19 protein-coding genes and 2 tRNA genes are annotated in these 17,857 nt (G+C 48.6%); 6 read left to right on the top strand and 15 right to left on the bottom strand.

What is annotated here, in order from left to right; all coding sequences use genetic code 11:
- Positions 1–65: 65 nt before the first annotated feature.
- From NTX59_10435 to NTX59_10390, 10 genes are all read right to left on the bottom strand, one after another.
- Entirely contained in the window at positions 66–455 is a 390-nt protein-coding gene (locus NTX59_10435; protein ID MCX5786094.1) for a response regulator, read from the bottom strand.
- 25 nt (positions 456–480) lie between these two features.
- Complete coding sequence (locus NTX59_10430) at positions 481–855, bottom strand: response regulator (GenBank protein MCX5786093.1); 375 nt, start codon at positions 853–855, stop codon at positions 481–483.
- Positions 856–1,007: 152 nt separating this feature from the next.
- Positions 1,008–1,092: transfer RNA gene (locus NTX59_10425), tRNA-Leu, on the bottom strand.
- A 390-nt stretch (positions 1,093–1,482) separates the two neighbouring features.
- Positions 1,483–2,241 carry a polysaccharide deacetylase family protein gene (locus tag NTX59_10420; protein ID MCX5786092.1) on the bottom strand — a complete coding sequence of 253 codons (759 nt, stop codon included), beginning with the start codon at positions 2,239–2,241 and terminating at the stop codon, positions 1,483–1,485.
- A 112-nt stretch (positions 2,242–2,353) separates the two neighbouring features.
- On the bottom strand, positions 2,354–4,018 hold the full coding sequence (locus NTX59_10415) for a hypothetical protein (GenBank protein ID MCX5786091.1): 1,665 nt from the start codon (positions 4,016–4,018) through the stop codon (positions 2,354–2,356).
- A gap of 83 nt (positions 4,019–4,101) precedes the next feature.
- Positions 4,102–4,830: an ABC transporter ATP-binding protein gene (locus NTX59_10410; protein ID MCX5786090.1), complete on the bottom strand. Its 729-nt coding sequence runs from the start codon at positions 4,828–4,830 to the stop codon at positions 4,102–4,104.
- 127 nt (positions 4,831–4,957) lie between these two features.
- On the bottom strand, positions 4,958–5,653 hold the full coding sequence (locus NTX59_10405) for a SurA N-terminal domain-containing protein (GenBank protein MCX5786089.1): 696 nt from the start codon (positions 5,651–5,653) through the stop codon (positions 4,958–4,960).
- A gap of 60 nt (positions 5,654–5,713) precedes the next feature.
- Positions 5,714–6,115 (bottom strand): polymer-forming cytoskeletal protein, encoded by a 402-nt coding sequence (locus NTX59_10400; GenBank protein MCX5786088.1) that lies wholly within the window; start codon positions 6,113–6,115, stop codon positions 5,714–5,716.
- A 103-nt stretch (positions 6,116–6,218) separates the two neighbouring features.
- Positions 6,219–6,983: a peptidoglycan DD-metalloendopeptidase family protein gene (locus tag NTX59_10395; GenBank protein ID MCX5786087.1), complete on the bottom strand. Its 765-nt coding sequence runs from the start codon at positions 6,981–6,983 to the stop codon at positions 6,219–6,221.
- 509 nt (positions 6,984–7,492) lie between these two features.
- Positions 7,493–8,332 (bottom strand): hypothetical protein, encoded by an 840-nt coding sequence (locus tag NTX59_10390; GenBank protein MCX5786086.1) that lies wholly within the window; start codon positions 8,330–8,332, stop codon positions 7,493–7,495.
- Between the two features lie 325 nt (positions 8,333–8,657).
- Here NTX59_10390 and NTX59_10385 point away from each other — a divergent pair.
- Positions 8,658–8,733 (top strand) — tRNA-Glu (locus NTX59_10385).
- On the opposite strand, the gene NTX59_10380 is transcribed toward NTX59_10385, so the two are convergent.
- The 5 genes from NTX59_10380 to NTX59_10360 form a co-directional block, all read right to left on the bottom strand.
- Positions 8,704–10,395: a recombinase family protein gene (locus NTX59_10380; GenBank protein ID MCX5786085.1), complete on the bottom strand. Its 1,692-nt coding sequence runs from the start codon at positions 10,393–10,395 to the stop codon at positions 8,704–8,706. The two genes, NTX59_10385 and NTX59_10380, sit on opposite strands and share 30 nt — an antisense overlap.
- A 45-nt stretch (positions 10,396–10,440) precedes the next feature.
- Positions 10,441–10,641, bottom strand: coding sequence for a hypothetical protein (locus tag NTX59_10375; GenBank protein ID MCX5786084.1), 201 nt, complete (start codon positions 10,639–10,641; stop codon positions 10,441–10,443).
- A 102-nt stretch (positions 10,642–10,743) separates the two neighbouring features.
- Positions 10,744–12,192, bottom strand: coding sequence for a hypothetical protein (locus NTX59_10370; GenBank protein ID MCX5786083.1), 1,449 nt, complete (start codon positions 12,190–12,192; stop codon positions 10,744–10,746).
- A 26-nt stretch (positions 12,193–12,218) separates the two neighbouring features.
- Positions 12,219–13,307, bottom strand: a complete 1,089-nt coding sequence (locus NTX59_10365) for a hypothetical protein (protein MCX5786082.1) — start codon at positions 13,305–13,307, stop codon at positions 12,219–12,221.
- Positions 13,300–14,406, bottom strand: a complete 1,107-nt coding sequence (locus tag NTX59_10360) for a hypothetical protein (GenBank protein ID MCX5786081.1) — start codon at positions 14,404–14,406, stop codon at positions 13,300–13,302. Before NTX59_10360 ends, NTX59_10365 begins: the two co-directional genes overlap by 8 nt.
- 253 nt (positions 14,407–14,659) lie before the next feature.
- Here NTX59_10360 and NTX59_10355 point away from each other — a divergent pair, with 253 nt between their 5' ends.
- Genes NTX59_10355 through NTX59_10335 form a run of 5 tightly spaced genes read left to right on the top strand, consistent with a single transcriptional unit; the run spans position 14,660 to position 17,856 of the window.
- Positions 14,660–15,235, top strand: a complete 576-nt coding sequence (locus NTX59_10355) for a sigma-70 family RNA polymerase sigma factor (protein ID MCX5786080.1) — start codon at positions 14,660–14,662, stop codon at positions 15,233–15,235.
- A 53-nt stretch (positions 15,236–15,288) separates the two neighbouring features.
- Positions 15,289–15,567, top strand: a complete 279-nt coding sequence (locus NTX59_10350) for a hypothetical protein (GenBank protein ID MCX5786079.1) — start codon at positions 15,289–15,291, stop codon at positions 15,565–15,567.
- Positions 15,564–16,403 (top strand): PD-(D/E)XK nuclease family protein, encoded by an 840-nt coding sequence (locus NTX59_10345; protein MCX5786078.1) that lies wholly within the window; start codon positions 15,564–15,566, stop codon positions 16,401–16,403. The genes NTX59_10350 and NTX59_10345 overlap by 4 nt, the downstream gene beginning before the upstream one ends.
- Complete coding sequence (locus tag NTX59_10340; protein MCX5786077.1) at positions 16,403–16,969, top strand: HNH endonuclease; 567 nt, start codon at positions 16,403–16,405, stop codon at positions 16,967–16,969. Before NTX59_10345 ends, NTX59_10340 begins: the two co-directional genes overlap by 1 nt.
- Before the next feature lie 14 nt (positions 16,970–16,983).
- On the top strand, positions 16,984–17,856 hold the full coding sequence (locus tag NTX59_10335) for an AAA family ATPase (GenBank protein MCX5786076.1): 873 nt from the start codon (positions 16,984–16,986) through the stop codon (positions 17,854–17,856).
- Position 17,857 lies beyond the last annotated feature (1 nt).

The raw sequence follows: 17,857 nt of genomic DNA, 5'->3' as shown, positions 1-17,857 counted from the left end.
AGCTTGAAGCCATAAGCCCCATAAGGAAACTTTCCCTTAAAAGCCTATGGCATAAAGCCTATAGCCTATGGCGTCTGTTTTTTTAACGCCTGCGCGATAGCGTCTTTCATTATATTCAGAGGGCAGGGTTTTTGAAGGAAACCTTTAACATTGGTCTCCTGCTTGAACATCATTTCGGTGGAGGGATCAAAGTGGCTGGCTGTCATTACAATAACCGGGATATTTTTGGTTTCTTCCTCTGAAAGCAGCATGCGCAGGAATTCCAGGCCGGATACTTTCGGCATCATGACATCGGTAAGTATTACGTCCGGGTGCTGGGCAATGGCAAAATCGAACCCTTCCTGTCCGTTGGCGCCGGTAAAAACCTGATACTCCTCCGAGCTCAAAGCCATCTGGGCCAGCTGAAGAAAATTTATATTATCGTCAACCAACAACACTTTCATTTTTTCAGGCATGTGCCGCCTTTTATTTTCACCGATATCAGGCGCCAAGTATATTTTTCACTATAGCAAGTATCTCGGTGATAGGGGTTGTTTTGGAAATAACCTCGCGGACATTGATCTCCTGTTTAAAAATCGACTCCAGTGAGGCATAGTTGCTGCCGGTAGCTACCAGAACAGGTATACCGCGGGTTGCTTCCTCAGCAAGAAGCATCCTGAGCATTTCCAGGCCGGAGATATTCGGCATCATCACATCCATTACTATCAGGCTGGGAACTTCAGTCACAGCTTTCTCCACCCCTTCCCGGCCATCAAACGCGGTAATAACGCTAAAATCATCCTCAAGCGCACATTTAAGCATGGTGCTGAAATTAGAATCATCATCAACTATAAGCACTTTTTTTTTATCGCTCATTTCAACCTCATAAAAAAACCCGATCAAAGCATAAACAGCAGATAAAGGTAAAAGCCCGGGTAAAACAACTGCAATTTTTCACTCTGCCTGAACCTATACTGAATTACCTGTTGTTTCTATACTCTGCCTTACCTCGCCCCGCTTTATGAAAATGGGCAAGGAGGGAGTCGAACCCTCACTCGCCAGAGGCAAACAGGTTTTTGAGACCTGCGCGTCTACCAGTTCCGCCACTTGCCCATTGTCGCACCCCGCTCGCACTGCATAGCGTGCGGGGCGATTAACGCCGCCCTTTATAAGGTGACGGGCGGTGCTCCCACAAGGACGGGCTCTGCACCCTTTCCCAACTACTGAGGGGACACCGCATTGCGGTTTCCCCTCCTTGTGTTCACTCGCTACCTTCACTTCGTTCAGGCCGTCTGTCGGCCATAGGCCTTGATACGGCACTGTCACAGTCTTGTCGCTTGTTAAACCTCCCGAGCTGTAATTCCTGAACAATAAGGTAATGTCAACTTCTCGCACCCCGCTCGCACTGCACGCGGGCTTATTCAAGAAATATTTCTCGAGGACTATTCTACAACATTTGCCAGTCACGATTACCGCTGTTATTTACGCCAAACTGTTTACCGGTCACTGGTTGCCGGTTACCTGCCTTATTCCCAATAACTCGTCCAGCCTTATGGCTTTCAGCCCTTTTTTTTGCGCTTCCAGCAGAAGTTTTTCGACAATACGCAAATTTTTTCCCTTTACTTCCCCCCCGCCGTCGTGCAGCAGGAAAATTGCTCCCGGCGCAAGATTTTTAAGGTATTGGGCCGTCATTTGCTCCTCAGAAATCTTTGTCCAGTCGCTTCCGTACGTCCAGTTAACCAGGGTATAGCCGTTTTTGGACGCCACTTTAGCCACCCAGCCCCTGTTGTAGCCGTTCGGCATTCTAAGAAACACAGGCCTGACTCCGGAAGCGCCTTCTATTTCCTTTTGCGCTTTTATAATTTCCGAGTCCAGTATTTTTTCCTTATCAGGCGACTTATCCAGCTTGAAATAATTTTTATGGGCAAAGGTGTGATTACACACAAGATGTCCCGCTTTCGCCACGGCCCTCGCCCGTTCCGGATAGGTTTTAGCCGCGGAACCCAGCATAAAGAAAGAGGCTTTAACGCCGTATTTTTCAAGCAGCTTTAAAAGGTCCATGGTTATATAGCCGGGTCCGTCGTCAAAGGTAAGGGCGAAGAACGGCTTTTTCGCGTCACCCTGCGCGTAAAACTTGCCGGCGCAGGGGTTGGCCGCGAAACAGTAGCCGGTAAAGAGTAAACAGCACCCGAGAACCAGTGACCAGTAACCGGTAACCGGTAACCGGTGGATGGAAATCACTGTAAATTTTATTTTTACCATTAAGATTTTTCCTCTTTTGTGGACACTCCACTTACCTGACATCTTTCATCTACCGCTTAACATTCGCTCTTCACTGGTTACTGATTACCGGCTACCGGTTACTAATTCCCCCCTACACTTCCTGCTTTTCCAGATTTCTCAGCCCCAGTTTCCATGGAACGATCAACGCCGCGGCATTTATCAGTAAGAACATCAGCGCGCAAAAGCCGATTATTCTGAAATCCCAGGGGTTTTTCCGCCCGAAGTGTTCGGCAAAGTGCATCTGCACCGGCCAGGCCTCGATTGCGACCACCAGCCCCAAATAACCCATGGAGGCTGCCATGTAGATAAAACCGCCGTAAGAGGATTCCAGCTGGTGTATATTTTCCACTTTGAAATCCGGGAACAGCGCCCCAAGGCCTATCCCCATAACCGAAAGTACCAGCGCGGCTGTGACTATAGTGAAAACAGAAAGCGCCGATACGAACCTGTCGGCGTTAAGGAGATAGTTTGAAAAACTTATCAAAACAAATCCCAGCAGCATGGAGGGGACGGCCGATAGCAGAAGTTTTTCTGTCATTATCCCGGAAGCGGTAACCGGAGCGGCCTTTAGCAGCCAGAAACTGCCTCCCTCAAGACTTATTGCGGGAAAGGTAAACCGCAGGCCTATGGCTGCGACCACAAAACCGGCCACTCCTATATTCAGGAACGAGATGAGACTCTTCAGGTCCGGGGTTTCTAAGGGAAGCTGCCGGACGCTGAAAAGGTAAACCACAATAAGCGCGGCTATGAGTATTATCTGCGACCAATAGCGGGCGTCGCGCAGCAGAAGAAGGCGGTCTTTCCAGTAAAGCGTGAGCGCAGTTTTAAACCGCACGCTTTTAAGCGCCAGGCTCTGTTCCCAAAGCATTTTATTTTTTCCATGAAATCTTGCCGAACTCTGCGCCCCGCTAAAACCCCGGGCGTAAACAAACCCGGCCAGGTAATACATGAAACCGTAAAGCGCGAGTCCCGCGGCGAACAGGGCTATGGCATAAAGCCCGAAATCCGCCCAATGACCGCTTGAGTAGGCGATCATGGCCTTGGTCACCCACCAGGAAGGCAGGTATTTGGCCGTCGGAGACTGAAGGTATTCAATATATTGCGCCACCACGGCAAGCGCGTCGGGGCGGATGAGTTTTTCCGGCTTTGAGAAACGGACCATCATGTAAACGAAGGCCACAGAAACGCTGCCAAGCAGCCAGGTAATATCGCGCGTGCGGGACGAGGGGAAAGCGTACATAACCAGCATGCTGAAAATAATGCCGAACGCCCCCGCGAGCAGAACGAAAGGAACCATCAGCGCCGCGTAAGAAAGATAAAAACCGGCGCCAAGGCCTTTAACCCTGCCCAGCGCCAGTATATAGGGCAGTATGGCAAGCAGCAGCGTCCAGGACGAGTAAAATACCGTCTCGCCCGCCTTGTCAAGGAAAATAGAGCGCTCAGGCAGCGGGCAGGAAAAAAGAAATTTCAGGTCGGAAGAATAATAAAGCGTGGTCATTGAAATTATTATGGAGGAAACCACGATCATGGAAAAAGTCATGAGCAATACCATGGAGGTGAGCTTCCAGGAAAGTATGGGGCCTATCAACTGAACCGCTTCAAGGTATCGCAGCAGGCGCCAGAACCCCGCGTACATAATGGAAAGCATCAGCAGACCCACGCCGATGAAAAGCAGGTTTTTTACCAGTTTCCAGCCGCGCAGACCTTTCAGGGTATTCACGGCGCAAATAAATTTTCGTCGAAGAAGCAGGGGCATAGGCAGGGACAGTAACCGGTAATCAGTAACCAGTGTCCGGTAACCAGTTACTGAATACCGACTACCGGTTACCGATTACTGTTTTATGGCTCACTGGTTAACTCCAAGAACACGTCTTCGAGTGATTTCTGGTCGGACCCGGCCACAAGCCGTTTTACGGCGGACACCGTATCTTTGGCTATCAGCCGGCCATTATGAATAATACCCACCGAGGTGCAGAGCTTCTCCGCCATTTCAAGGATGTGCGTGCACATAAAAACCGCTGCCCCGTTTTTGACCATCTCGGAGAGCAGTATTTTGAAGCGGCGGATGCTTTTCGGGTCAAGCCCGACAGTGGGTTCGTCAAAAAGCACGACTCGGGGTTTGCGAAGGAGCATTCCGGCGATAAGCAGTTTTTGTTTCATCCCGTGGGAATAGCTCTCCAGCAATTCCCCTCTCTGGGCCGAAAGCTCAAAGGTTTCAAGCAGTTCAGGGATGCGCCGCATTTGCTCGCCATGCGGCACATCATAGAGATCGCCCAAAAACCGTAAAAACTCAAAGCCGGTAAGTTTTGGATAAATGAAAGGCTCGTCCGGTATATAGGCGATAAGACGTTTGGCTTCAAGCGGCTGCCGCGCTATGTCAAAACCCGCCACCAGCACCCTGCCGGAAGTGGGGGCCATAATGCCCGAAAGAATTTTTACGGTGGTGGTTTTGCCCGCGCCGTTCGGGCCCAAAAAACCGAAAATCTCTCCGGCCGCCACATTAAGGCTCAGATTATCCACGGCTTTGCAGGCGCCGAAGGTTTTAGTGAGGTGTTGGATTTTGATCATTGGATAGAGAGACAGCGAAATAGCGAACAGGGAAACAGCGAAGAGGGGCGGAAAAACGGATTTCGACAGTTTTTATTCGCCACTTCGCTACTTCGCTGTTCGCTATTCACTATTTCGCTAACCCCTGTTACCGGCCCTGTTCCCGCAGTTCCATGTAGCTCTTTATTTCTATCTGCGAAGTCAACTGACGCAGCATATAGTTGGCAAGGTTCGCGAACTTGTCTTTTGAAAGCTCTTCGGCATACTTGGCTTTATCTTTCTCAAAGTCTTTAAGGCCCTTGTTCTTCGTCAAGTAATAAGCCTTTGCCTCGTCAGGGGTAACTTTCACGGTCGTGTATATGAACTGTTTGAACTTGGAGGCAAGCCGGGCCTTTTTTCGCCAGGCTTCATACTCGGCGGGAGACATCTGGAACTCGTTATAGATCGTCTGGTAATAGCGCCTGGGACTGAAGCCCGAACCTTCCCTGAACTGTGGAGTGTTTTGTATTTCAACCGCCACCTCGAAGTCCGGCACCCGCATCCCCATTTTTTCCGCCTGGGACGAGAAAAGCTCTTCAACAACCATATCGCGGAAAACTTCCTGCTTGACGCTTTTCATCATAGCGTCATTTGTTTCGGTGCCGGATTCCCTGAAATTGGCCAATATTCTGTTAACCTGCATCCTGAACTGCTGGTAGGGGATTTTTTTCCCGCCCACATCGGCCACTGCGGCGGACGCCGAGGAACTGAAGATCTGGCCGCTTATGAAAAAAATGGAACCCAAAAACACCACCGAAATTATGATGAAAAATATTCTTTTATGTTTTGAAAAGAAAGATATCATTTTCCGCGCTCCTTGATGTTCCGCCTGTCGCAAGGCTGTGCAAAATATCCGGCTTAAGCCTTATCTGGACTCAATTCTTTCGGGCTTTTCTTTTTTAACATCTTTGCCGCTTTCCATCCGGCAATTGCCGTTAAAAACCGCTCCGTCTTCAAGTATTATCTTCGGGGCGCGCAAATCTCCGTCTATGCGGGCCCCGACAACAGCTTCAATGTGGTCAAGGGCCGTAATATTTCCTTTAACGTCGCCGCAAACATAGCAGATCTCACAGGAAATATCGCCCTTTATCTTTCCGGTTTTGCCGATAGTAACTATCTTCGCGTCCACTATGGAGCCGTCAACGCGCCCGTCAATTTTAAGCGAGCCTTTGGCCGTAAGCGTTCCCTGAAAATAAGCGGCATTCCCTATGATAGTGTCGCCATTTTTGGATTCAAACGAAATTCCGGTATTCTTAAAAAGCCCCATATATTCCTTTATTTATGAGAAGTGATAAAGTTTTAAAGGCACACAGGCACAAGTGAAGAAGTTACTTATAACTTATGCGCCTCTGTCCCTTTGTGCCCTGGCTCTACAAACTTCCGAAAATGCCGTCAAAAATACCGCCGAAATTGCTGTTTTTTACCCTGACCTCAAGGAAACGCATGGGATCTTTAGGTATGCCGGCCACCCAAACCTCGTAATGCAGGTGATTGCCCGTTGAAGTGCCGGTGGAGCCCATGCGGCCCACCAGTTGTCCGCGTTTCAGAATTGCGCCTTCCTTAACCGAAAGTTCGCTCATGTGCCCGTAAAGGGTGGAATAGCCGAAACCGTGGTCCACAACCACGCACATACCATAGCCCTGAGCCCAGCCGGAATGGCGCACCACGCCGTCAGCCGTAGCATGTACCGGCGTGCCGGCTTCGTTGGCTACGTCTATTCCGGTATGATACTCGCTCGCGGCTCTTAAAGGCGCCATGCGGTAGCCGAAAGGGGAAGTGATGCGGCCCTGAGCGGGCCATATGGAAGGCGTGGCGCGCGCGGAGTTATGGCGGTTTGCCATATACCAGGTAATTTCGGAGTAGCTGGAAAGGCGCTTGCGGGATTCCTCCTGCATTTTAGTGATGGAACCGCTGAGCGTTTTTTCCTTTATCTCGTCAGCCTTACGGGAAAGCATTTTTCTGAAATCCGACAGATCGGCGGCTCCCGCGCCCCCGAGAGAATCAACCTCGCCTTGAAGTTCGGTGCGCATGCCGAGCATTTTACGCAGCTGATTGTCGGTTTTTTTGGTCATCTCCAGGTAGGCCATTCCCTGCTCCACCTGTTCCGAAACCGAGGCCATTTTGGTTCTGAGCATCCTATTATCCAGTTTGGTGACATAATAGTCAAAATGCCTGCTGGCCGTGTAACCGGCCCAAATGGTGGCAAACGTCCATGCCCCCCCGAACAGAATAAAGAAGAACACAGGCAGGTTAAAACGAAGCGATGGCAGGCCGTTATGCGGAATAATAAAAATGCTGATAGGCTTGCCCGCTCTCTTTAGTAAACGCAAAAAGTTCCTGAGCCACATAGAGTATAATTATACCAAACTAACCCCGCCTTTTTGGCACAAAACCACCGGTTATTAACGAGACTGTGCCTATAGACCCGGATATAGCGCAAAAAAGCGGGGCTGATGACGTAACGATAACCGAAACAACGGCTGCCGCGATTCTTAATTTTCCAAACCCTCTTTACGCCCTTATACCTTTACCTTGGAATACTTCACTATTACAAGATTATATGAAAAGACTGTTACAAAAAAATTGCACTTTTTAGGTCTTAAACCGCCCCCCCCCATGCATTCTTTCAACCGGCTGATGGCTCCTAGTTCCCTACCGGCGGAGGAGCTTTCCGTTTTACCGCGACAGAATCGCTTTGAGCGCCGCCGTTTATGGCCGATGGGTCGAATTTAATCTCGGTGTCGGAACCCGGCCCCACAGGATTACGTTCCTGCGTCCCTGCGGGTAAAGGCATAGCGGCCGGTATCTGAGGAATAGCCATGCCTGCCCCCGCCGCCGGCAACCGGCCCAGCTGAGGCATGCCGCTTAGAAGCGGTTTAAGTTCAGGGTCCGCCACCACCTCCATCATAAGTTTCATAAAATCCGGCCTGAAGGTGAATTTTGCTATGATTTTATCCATGCCTTTTATGTTGTGGATATTGGCGATGACTTTCATGGGGTTGTTACTGCCTGTATTCGCAAGCGCCTCTCTGTAAGAGGGATCTTTCTTAAGCTCAGCGATAAAATCCTTCACTATCGGGCGGTCGGCATATTTCAGCAGCGCCTTGTAGACCTCTGTAGCGCCCGCGGGCATTTCCCCCGGCCCGCCCGCAGCTTCGGGAAAGGATGCGCCGTTAAAAATCGTAAGTGAAGAAGAAACGGAACCGCTTGAGAGAAATAGACCTGATGTCGAAGCGTTTATATTATTTTCCCGCCCCGTTTTAACGAGCCCTGACGAGGGAAAAGACTGTTCCATCGCTTTAAAGGCCTGGCTGGCGGCTGAAATTTTTCTATAAAACACAAAGGCGAAAACAGCGCCCGCAAGAAATATTACGGCAACGATAACGGCGCCTATTTTCAACAGCTTTTGACGGCCCCGTACAAGTTCCAATTCCCTGCGCAATTCCGCTTCGCCGGCGGGAATATCATTTTTTTGTTCTTCCAAAGCGATTACCTCCCTTGTCGCACCCCGCGCGCACTGCACAGCGCACGGGGCGATTAACGCCGCCCTTTACAAGGTAGCGGGCGGTGCTCTACGAGGGGAGCTAAGCTCCCCTTCGTCGCTCGCTAAGCCGCCTTTGGCGGCCCGCTCTCTGAACCTCTCTTATATGGTACCCGCGCTCACTAACGAAAGTAATCGCGCGGGCTTATAAAATCTTTCACTTGCAGCGAAGCAGTCCAATTTGACAATTGTCCGTCGTAATTGATAGACTCATATTTTACAAAATAAATCGCGCTTTTTAAGCGGCATATGCTGATTTATTTTCTGCGCCCCCATCGTCTAGCGGTTAGGACGCTGCCCTTTCAAGGCAGAGATCAGGGGTTCGAATCCCCTTGGGGGCGCCAATCTTTTTTCACTACAACCGCCCCAATTCGGCGGTTGTTTTGCGTAAAGTTCGTTTTTACCCCCCATTCTTCTGGTGACACACCCACCCCAAAAGCCAACTTTTCATTTAGCACCTTTTGGATTTCCTCGACGGAGATTTCTGGAACTATAATTTTCACGCGATTCTTGTAGATGATTATTTCCTGAACAATAGTCCGAATAACCTTAACCTGATGCTCTACCGGTATCCGGTTGATTAAGACGGCGAAGCGCTGGAAGCCTCCCTGAATCACTTCGACATCGTAGACGGCCTTCTGGCTATGCGATGCCAGTGCTTCAATTTTAAGAATACGGTCAGCGAGGTCTTTCTTGACCACCTCCAGGCGCTGAATCTCCTCAACGACCTCACTCGCGGAGTTCCCGGACTTCACCAGGCTAAGTAGCTGCTGAGCCTCGCCCTTGATGGTCTTAAGCTGTACTTCAAGCGCCTGACGCTCCTTGTCCAGAGGCGTAAGGCTTTCCTTGGCCAGCTTCTGTGCCTTAGCAACGATTCTTTCGAGGAAGGGCCTGTCCCACCCAATCGCCGCAAGATTCTCCACGATGAAAGATTCAAATTTCCGGGCACCAAGCGGCGTTATGGCGCACCGGTGCGGCATTCCGCCCTTTTGTGCCAAGCACTTATAATAAAGGTAGTAATGCCCTTTTTTATTACGAAATGTCGGGACAATCGCAGAACCGCACTCTCCGCATGTAAGCAAACCTTTAAGCAGGAAGCCGTGTTTGTTGCTGGCGACATGGATTTCCCCACCGCGATGATTACGCAGCTCCAGCAGTTTTTGGACTTCGTCGAAAAGCTCTTTATCTATGATGGGCTTGTGCTGTCCCTGAAACTCTTGCTTGCTTCGAGTATTTTGCACATAGCCGAGATATGCCCGACGCTGTAATATAAGCACGATGGAATCCATGTCGAATGGCTTCCCGCCGAAGGTGTTACCACCCGCTGAGGTATAGAGCTTCCGCCTAAAGCCAAGGTCATTCAATTCCTGCGCAATCCTAACGGTGGACTGATACTCCAGGTACATTTTAAATATCCGGTTCACAAGCTCGGCTTCTTTCTCGTTTACGACTAGGTGCTTATCCTTAGCATCATACCCCAGCGGAGCCAGGCCGCCAGTCCATAGACCCTTTTTAGCGCGGCTAAGGTGAAAATCTATGGACCGTACAACATCCAGCTCTCTATCGTATTGGGCGAACTGGACCATAATCGCCGTCATCAAACGGCCAGCAGGGCTTTTTGTATCGATGCTTTCGGTGCTACTTATGAATGCCACATTATGCTTTTCGAATAGTTCCAAAAGGCCATGAAAATCTTTCGAGTTTCTCGTAAGCCGGTCAAGCTTGTAAACAATTACGCCATCAATCTTGCCCTCCGCGATGCGTTTTAATAGCCGCTGCATCGCCGGGCGCTTCAATGACTTTCCGCTTTCGGCGGGATCGTCAAACACTTCCTGGTATTCTTCCCAGCCGTTGCACTTATTTATTTCTATAAAACTTCTGCAACAGGATTTTTGGCTATCTAAAGACGTGACGCCATTCGTCAGGTTCTCGTCATTTGATTTTCGAGTGTAGATAGCAATGCGCTTCACCTTCGATGCGTTCAAAGTACTTACTTCTTCGGGCATAACATCTCCTCTGTCATTGAATGATACGGTGTTCTCGCGGAACAATCAAGAGCTTTTAAGTACATTCCGCTTCTTCACTTTTTTAGGCTGTTCTGGCGCGGCCGGGGCCGGGTCATCAGTGAGTGGCAGCAGCCCCCGCTGACCCAGATAAACGAACGCTTCGGCAAAGACATCCGCTAAGGCGTCCAGGCGTTCTTCGTGAAGAATATCTTTTGAATTTACCGCAGGGTTATCTTGTTTTTCCATACTGCGTATATACAGCGCAGAAATGGAAAAGGTTAACTGCGACTAAAAACACAGCCAAGAATATTACATGCGAGATAGGTGAAATTACGCTAGTGTAATAAATTATTCTTCGGACAATTCTTGCTCCGCATGGAACCAGTCTGTCCAATCGTCACCAGTTGGATTGCATCGAGAAAGCCAATTAAAATATGCCGTTTCTTGGAGAGTGAATGGGCTTAGCCCCTTTTTATGAGCACACAATGTAAAAGCAGCGTAAGCCATTACACACCCGGCAGAATTACTAATTGGTGCCCATAACGGGTTGGATAAACAATATTTACCTTGAGTCGACTTACATTGATTCGGGTAAAATGGGCACGGAGATATTCTGTCGTTTTTAATAGAATCTTCCATTATGTGGAAAATTGCCTTTAGAAGCATTGTCGTGCGCTCAAATTCTTTATCATCGGCTAAGCTATATATTTGGTCTTCGGCATTAACTTGCCCTATACCTGTGAGAGGAGCTCCGAATATTGACACAAAATGACTCAGCATATCTTTTGGATTAGCAGGATGTATAAAGTAATTGTGGTCAAAAAGCCGGGCAGTAACTGCCGACTTCATCCTAATAATTACTTTCCGCATATCCGCAGCTGCTTCTCTAGGTCCAGCCAATGATAATTGGCCATCTAAATCATTAAGCCTAGTAAGTGTTTTTATTAAATCGGCACGAATCGGATAAAGGTTTTGAAGCCTTGAACGCAACAGAAGAATATCCTCGGTATTTCTCAAGGATGGCGGCGCTTTTATTAAATCGTCCGCGATAATAGAAAACATGTGTCCAGGGTCATACGTACAAAGACACGCATCACAAATTGATGCCACAATCCAAAATGGTGGGGTTTCCCTAAAATGATGAATTACCCATCGAGTAACAACACTATAAAATATTTTTGGGGCAGCCACTGGATAACTATCAAGAAGAGAATCGCTCCATTTTCCATCAGTTTCGATGTACCATTGGATTGATGTAGACATACCTTCAGCGAATGCAGATGGAATTAATGGCACTTCAAATAGCTGATTCCCTTCAGGAACCAGCATATATTTCATCGGCACTGTCCTTGAATAATTTGCCAGCGTAATACTTTTATCAAAGAACTCCCATGCTGAAGTCATCGGAAGTTTGGATTTTTGCAACGGAGTGTAGATGTCATAGACTGCCTGGATCTCATCTGATAGGGTTTGAAAGCCTTGAATATAGCATTGGATCTCTGGGGCTTTATTGTTTGCTAACGGAAAACTAGTTTTTGTGGTCCCAGAAAATATTTTCGCCACATCTGTCTGATATCCGAACCAATTATTAAAGACCGTTATGAAAACGGGCGAAGAAATGGTTTGCAAATAATGGAAATACTCGTGCAGAATCAATCCCCAAACAATATTTGTGGCAGGACGTAATTGATTATTTATGTCGAAAACATCCTGGGGCAACAATGATAAGTGGATAAAGAGTTGTCGTGGATTAAAGCCCCCGCCGCCATACTCTTCGCTTTTGTAAATGTCGCCCATAAATTTACCTGTAATTACCAGATGCCCTACGGCTTCAGCATTCTTTTCGCAAACCCACTAACCACTGAATCCGCATGTTTTTTTAAATTACGGAGTTCATAAGTCACAAAATCCGGATGCGTCGAAATGCGATAGTGTTTTGAGCCATCGTTCTCAATGAATTTTTTCCCATCCTTATCCTGCAGACTCCCCTCCAAAGGCTTCCTGACACGGTCAAATATTTGATATTTTCCTTCTTCCATTTTCTTGGTCAACCAGCCGCCCTTTCTTTTCTTCAATTCAACCACAAGTTCGATTATCAGTCTGAACGCCTCATCCGGCATTTTTATCGTGTGGCCATTAACAATGATGCTATTACTGCGCTTCATCGGGGCTGTGCCGGAAATATGCAGTTTGTCATAGCACTTATACTTATACTTCGTATAATCCGCCGTTTGCCGCGCAGTCAGTTTCGGCGATGACTGGCCAGATGCTTGGCCGAATCGCGCCTTGCTGTAATCAATCGCGTAGTCCTTCTTCCTAAACGCCTCTTTAAAGGTCAGACACACTATATTCTGTCCGGCCAGCTTGCTCAACAAATCCTGTGATTTAATCACATAGCTGGGGCAGAGAACCAGGATTCCGTCCATCTTCCCAATTTTTGCTTTTAACCCCAAAAGTTCGGCCCTCGCCTGCTCATCATCCGATACGAAAGCCATGAACACGCCGATATTATTCTGAATAACCGTTGCCTCACCGATAAACCATATCCGTGAAGTAACGGCATCGACATTCTTTGTAAGGTCGTTTCCTGTCTTAATGTTGGCAAGCAACGGCTGGACATTGAAAGCGTATCGGTTGAGATCCTGTTCTTTGAGGTATACCGGCGATATTCCAGAATCCTCTGTCGAAGTCGCAATCCACCGACCATTCACCTTCTGGACGAAGCGTTCATTACCGCGCTTATCACAGTAAGTCTCCTGCTCAAAATCATACTGGTCAAAGAGCAAATACTTCTGTTTTTTTAGAGCAGAAAAACCGGACGATGAGATACAGGCCAGCTCGCTCTCGTAGAACGTTGCATCGGGCAATCCCTCAAGGTGCTTGAGTAAATATGCGAGCAATTTATCAGTCAAGTAAAACCCCTTGTGCCCGCAGATATGTCTCGATAATCTGCCTCTCTTTTTTATGCTGAATCTTGCTGTTTTCAGGCGGCCTTATCTCGACAATGAAACCCTTGCTTTTTTTACCCTCTCGCTTAATAAAGAACTTCAACTTTGCGGACACGAACTCGGCCCCGCCGTCAGGACCAATGCCATATGCTTCCATGCTGGAGAGGTCGTTTGATTTTAATATTAGCCGCAATGAACCATTGCCGACCTTTGCATTCACCTCGGTGAGCTTCACTGACTCGATTTGTTCATTGCCCTTGAAGTCGAAAGTGCGCTTTTTGATCGGGCTGATATCCACAAGGGAATTATTTAATGTTTCCTCGTCTATTTGTGCGACTCCAAGAAAAGCGCCGCCGACCATCTCAAGATATTTCTTTTTGTCATCATCGCTCCGGCTGCTTAGGCTCATGCTCAGAACATTGTTGGTCGTATTAAAAACCAGCATATCTTCTTTTGCCGGTCTGAACGATTCAATTCTAGTCTTAACATCCTGGTCTTTAAACACCAGCTGTGTTTTCATAAAATCGCCGCGCGCGATCAGTATAATGTGATTATCACCCTCAATCCGATGGCGAATGTCACAATGAAAGCTTTTGCCGCAGTCCTTAAAATACACCTCCACCGCTGACTTAAACTGCGGGAACTGCCCATCGCTAAAATCAGGAGTAGCTTTCTGAAACCTATGGCGACTCACCTTTTCGGAAAGTATGTAATAAAGATACGCATCAAATGCCAGGGAGAACGCTTCCTCACTATGCAAGTAAACCCGCATTGCGGTCGTCTCGGACGTTTCGTCCTCTTGTTTCCCAATTTTATATTCCCGGCAAGCCTGCTCTAAGCAGTCGCGGGCGTGATCGGCGGTATCGTTAATGCAGTGAAGACGCTCTTCAATCTTAGCTCTTTCGGCTTCCAGAATAGTTTCCCAAAATTCTTCCAAACTGTTGTCCTCAAAATTAACAACGAGGGGGAAGGTAATCTTATATGTCGCAAAAAACTGCGTCCTCAGTTGTGGGTCCACAGCCTTAAGAAATTTATCCAATTTAAACGACCTGTGTTTTGTCATATTGTATCCCCCATAAAGCAATTTTAGCACTTCCCACCCCATAATTCCTTAATTCTTTGGCAAAAGGCTGCCCATGCGCAGGCCAATAGCTTTAAAAATCAACCGCCGAAAGGCGGTTTTTGTTTTTTCTAGGGTTCCCGACGTGAAATCCAATAATCACGGAGCCCTCCGTGATTTCGTTTACATCCGCCAAGGCGTACCATGTTGTTGGGGTTAAGTCCGAGACACCGAAAAAATAAAGCGGAGGTGTCTCATGACTGAACTTGCAAACAAAAAGCTGGAATACCAAGGTCTTTTCACAGACCTGGAAATTAGTGTCGTAAAGAACCTAATAAACGAAATCCGAAGACAATGGACATGCTTGGAGAAAGAGGACTTTGATGATCTCCTGCAGTCCTGCCTGGTGAAGTGGTGGACGGCTAAAGACAAGTATAACGAAAAGTCCGACGCGTCCTTATCCACTTTCATGGCGGTCGTCATACGAAACCATCTCCTTAATGTTAAAGACAACCTCTTATCCGATAAGCGGATCATAGCGGAAAAGTCGGTGTCTTTAGACCAACCACCAGATGGTGACGATGAACTACCAGCACTTATAGAACGCATCCCCGCCCCTGATTTACTGGCCGCTATTGAACTCAAGCTGAATATAAAAATATCCATTTCCGCGCTATCAGAACGGCAGCAGGTGGTTTGCCGTTTGCTAGGCGAAGAGGGCTTAAGTATGGCCGCAGCCAGTAGGTCACTAAAAATCTCTGAGCTAACCCTCTATAGGGAAATAAAGCGCATAAGGGCCGTCTTTGAAAAGCAAAACTTGCGCGATATTTAAATCGGGGTTAAGTGTTTTCAAAAAAAAGCTGTATAGACGCTCTGGAGGAAAAAATGATGGCCGAGATATGCAAATTCAGTTTCAAGCAACCCCTGCGCAAAGAAGACATAGAGGAACGCATCGCTTTGGCCATTATTACCGCTGAATGCGTTTACGGCCAAGCCAAAGTGCGGTTACATGCCGCATATTCTGCCGCAGCCGACAAAGCGGTAATAGACGTGTCCAGTGCCGTAGGCGAGCATATCGCGCAGGTTTTCACAGGGCTGATGATCCGGCAGTTGGGCGAAGAGAGCTTCACAATTGAACGACTACTTTCAAAGGACAAATCATGAAACTCCCCAATCCAAAATACACAGTGAGCGATGTCAACCACAAGTACAGCATCCTGCTCCCCAGTGGCGAGACTATCGGGCCGCTTAAATCCGTGACCAGTATTCTCGGCATCATTGCAAAACCAGCGTTGATAGCATGGAGTGCGAGAGAGGCCGCCAATTACTTCAAAACAGAACTACTCCGTCTTGGGCGCACCGCGCTTGATCCGGCCATGCTCGACCAGATAGCAAAGGACGCCGCCGGGGCGCACCGCCGCAAGGCTAATGATGCAGCGGACCTTGGCTCTAAATGCCATGAGATTTTCCAGGCCATAATCCAAGGCAAGGAACCGGAAATGATACCCAACGAACTCGTTGAGCCTACACTCGACTTCAAGCGCTGGCGCATGCAGAGTGACATCGAGATCGTCGCTCTTGAGCTTCCTGTCGCATCCCTCGATTACCGGTTCGGCGGACGGCTGGACGCCGTCGGGCACTCAAAAACCCGTGGAGGATTTGGAATTGTCGACTATAAAACCTCTAAATCCCTGGAATATGGGAACGAATATTCTTATCAAGTCGGCGGCTATGCCGCTGCCTTGCGGGAGCAATATGGCATCGATGTCGTATGGGGTGAAATCGTGCGTTTCGGAAAAACCGCGCCATTTACCTCAGAATCGCGTGCCGTGACAGACCTACCGGCCGCCACCGCTGGATTCCTTTCCGCAGTCGCGCTAACGAAAAGTGGTGATGTTCAGTTGATAGGTGAACAGAGTTTCTGCACTAAATCAGTCCGCGCGGTCGAGTCGCCGGTGTCCGTTAAGAAAAAGAGCACCCCCTCGGCACTGGGGTTCTGATGCCAAAAGGCGTGTTTCCACGAATATCTGCAGAACAACGTTTCTGGACTCATGTCCAAAAAGGGCCTGGCTGTTGGGAATGGCAAGCAGGCCGCAAACTCGGAAAGCACAGGTATGGCAAATTCAAGATGAATAGAAAAACTATTGGAGCACATCGCGTCGCATGGGAATTCGAAAAAGGCCCTGTCCCGGAAGGACTTTGCGTTCTACACCACTGCGACAATCCCCCCTGCGTCCGGCCAGACCATCTCTGGATCGGCACGAATCTCGACAACATCAAGGACCGAGATGCTAAAAATCGTCAAGCCAAAGGCGCAAGCAATGGATCTCGCCTATATCCAGAACGCCTACTTCGTGGGGAACGGCATCCTAACAGACTGCATCCAGAAAGGCTCAGCCGAGGCAGTTCTCATTACAACGCAAAATTAACAGAAGAACAGGTGCGCGAAATTAGAAGGCTCCACGCCACCGGCCAATATGGATACCACAGCCTGGCCGTCAAATTTGGGATGGGATCTACTCCTATCGCAAGTATCGTTAATAGAAAAAGCTGGAAGCACATCTAAAAAAGGAGAAATACATGACTACCACAGAGAGACAAGAGACACCGCCGCAGACACCGCCCGCCCATCAACTGGTGAGCTCGCGCAAGAAGAAAAAGACTGGAATGCCAAAGTCCGGCATTTGCATCATCGTGGGTTACCCCAAGACTGGGAAAAGCAAGTTCACTGCTTCATTCCCCAACTCGTATGTCCTCAATATGGACTGCGGTGATGCTGATCACATCGATGGCCGCATCGAGGATATCGAGGATGTCGTGGACGCTCACGGCAATATCGTTAAGACCAAGCTCGATAATTTCCGCGAGGCCCTTATGGTCGCGATTAAGGACCCGAGTATTGAGGTAATCGTTATTGACACAATCGACACGCTCGTAGAGAACATCTGCGATGAGATAGCCAACAAAGCTGGGCTATCCAAGATCACAGACCGGCTACCAGGTGTCGATGGCTTCTCTCTCTGGGGCGAGCTCGGAGCGCGCATCGACGGCATGATTAATCTCTTCAAGAAGAGCGGCAAGCTGTTCATCCTGAATGCCCACCTACGCGAGCCGAAACTCGACGACAACAACAAGGTCATCACCCCCGCTGGCATTAACGTGCCGGGTAAGAGCGGCGACAAGCTGGCCTTCGCCGCAGACATGATCGGCTACACATTCAAGCGCGAGGTCGGCGGTAAAACAGAATACTGCCTTACGTTCCAAGGTGGTGTTGCTGGACGCTGGGGGTCCCGCGTTGAGGAGCTCAGCGACAAAACGATCAAGCTCGATGGCGACAATCCATACAAGTCTTTTGCGGCTCTATTTACTGAGAAGGCAGCGATGTCAGAAACAGCCGAATCCGCGAAGGAACCAGAGAAGAAACCGGCAGCCAAAACCAAAGGAGGCAAATAAC

Source organism: Elusimicrobiota bacterium, from assembly GCA_026388155.1.
In the GTDB taxonomy this organism is placed as follows: Bacteria; Elusimicrobiota; Elusimicrobia; order Elusimicrobiales; family UBA9959; genus UBA9634.
This window is presented reverse-complemented; position numbering and strand designations above follow the sequence as displayed.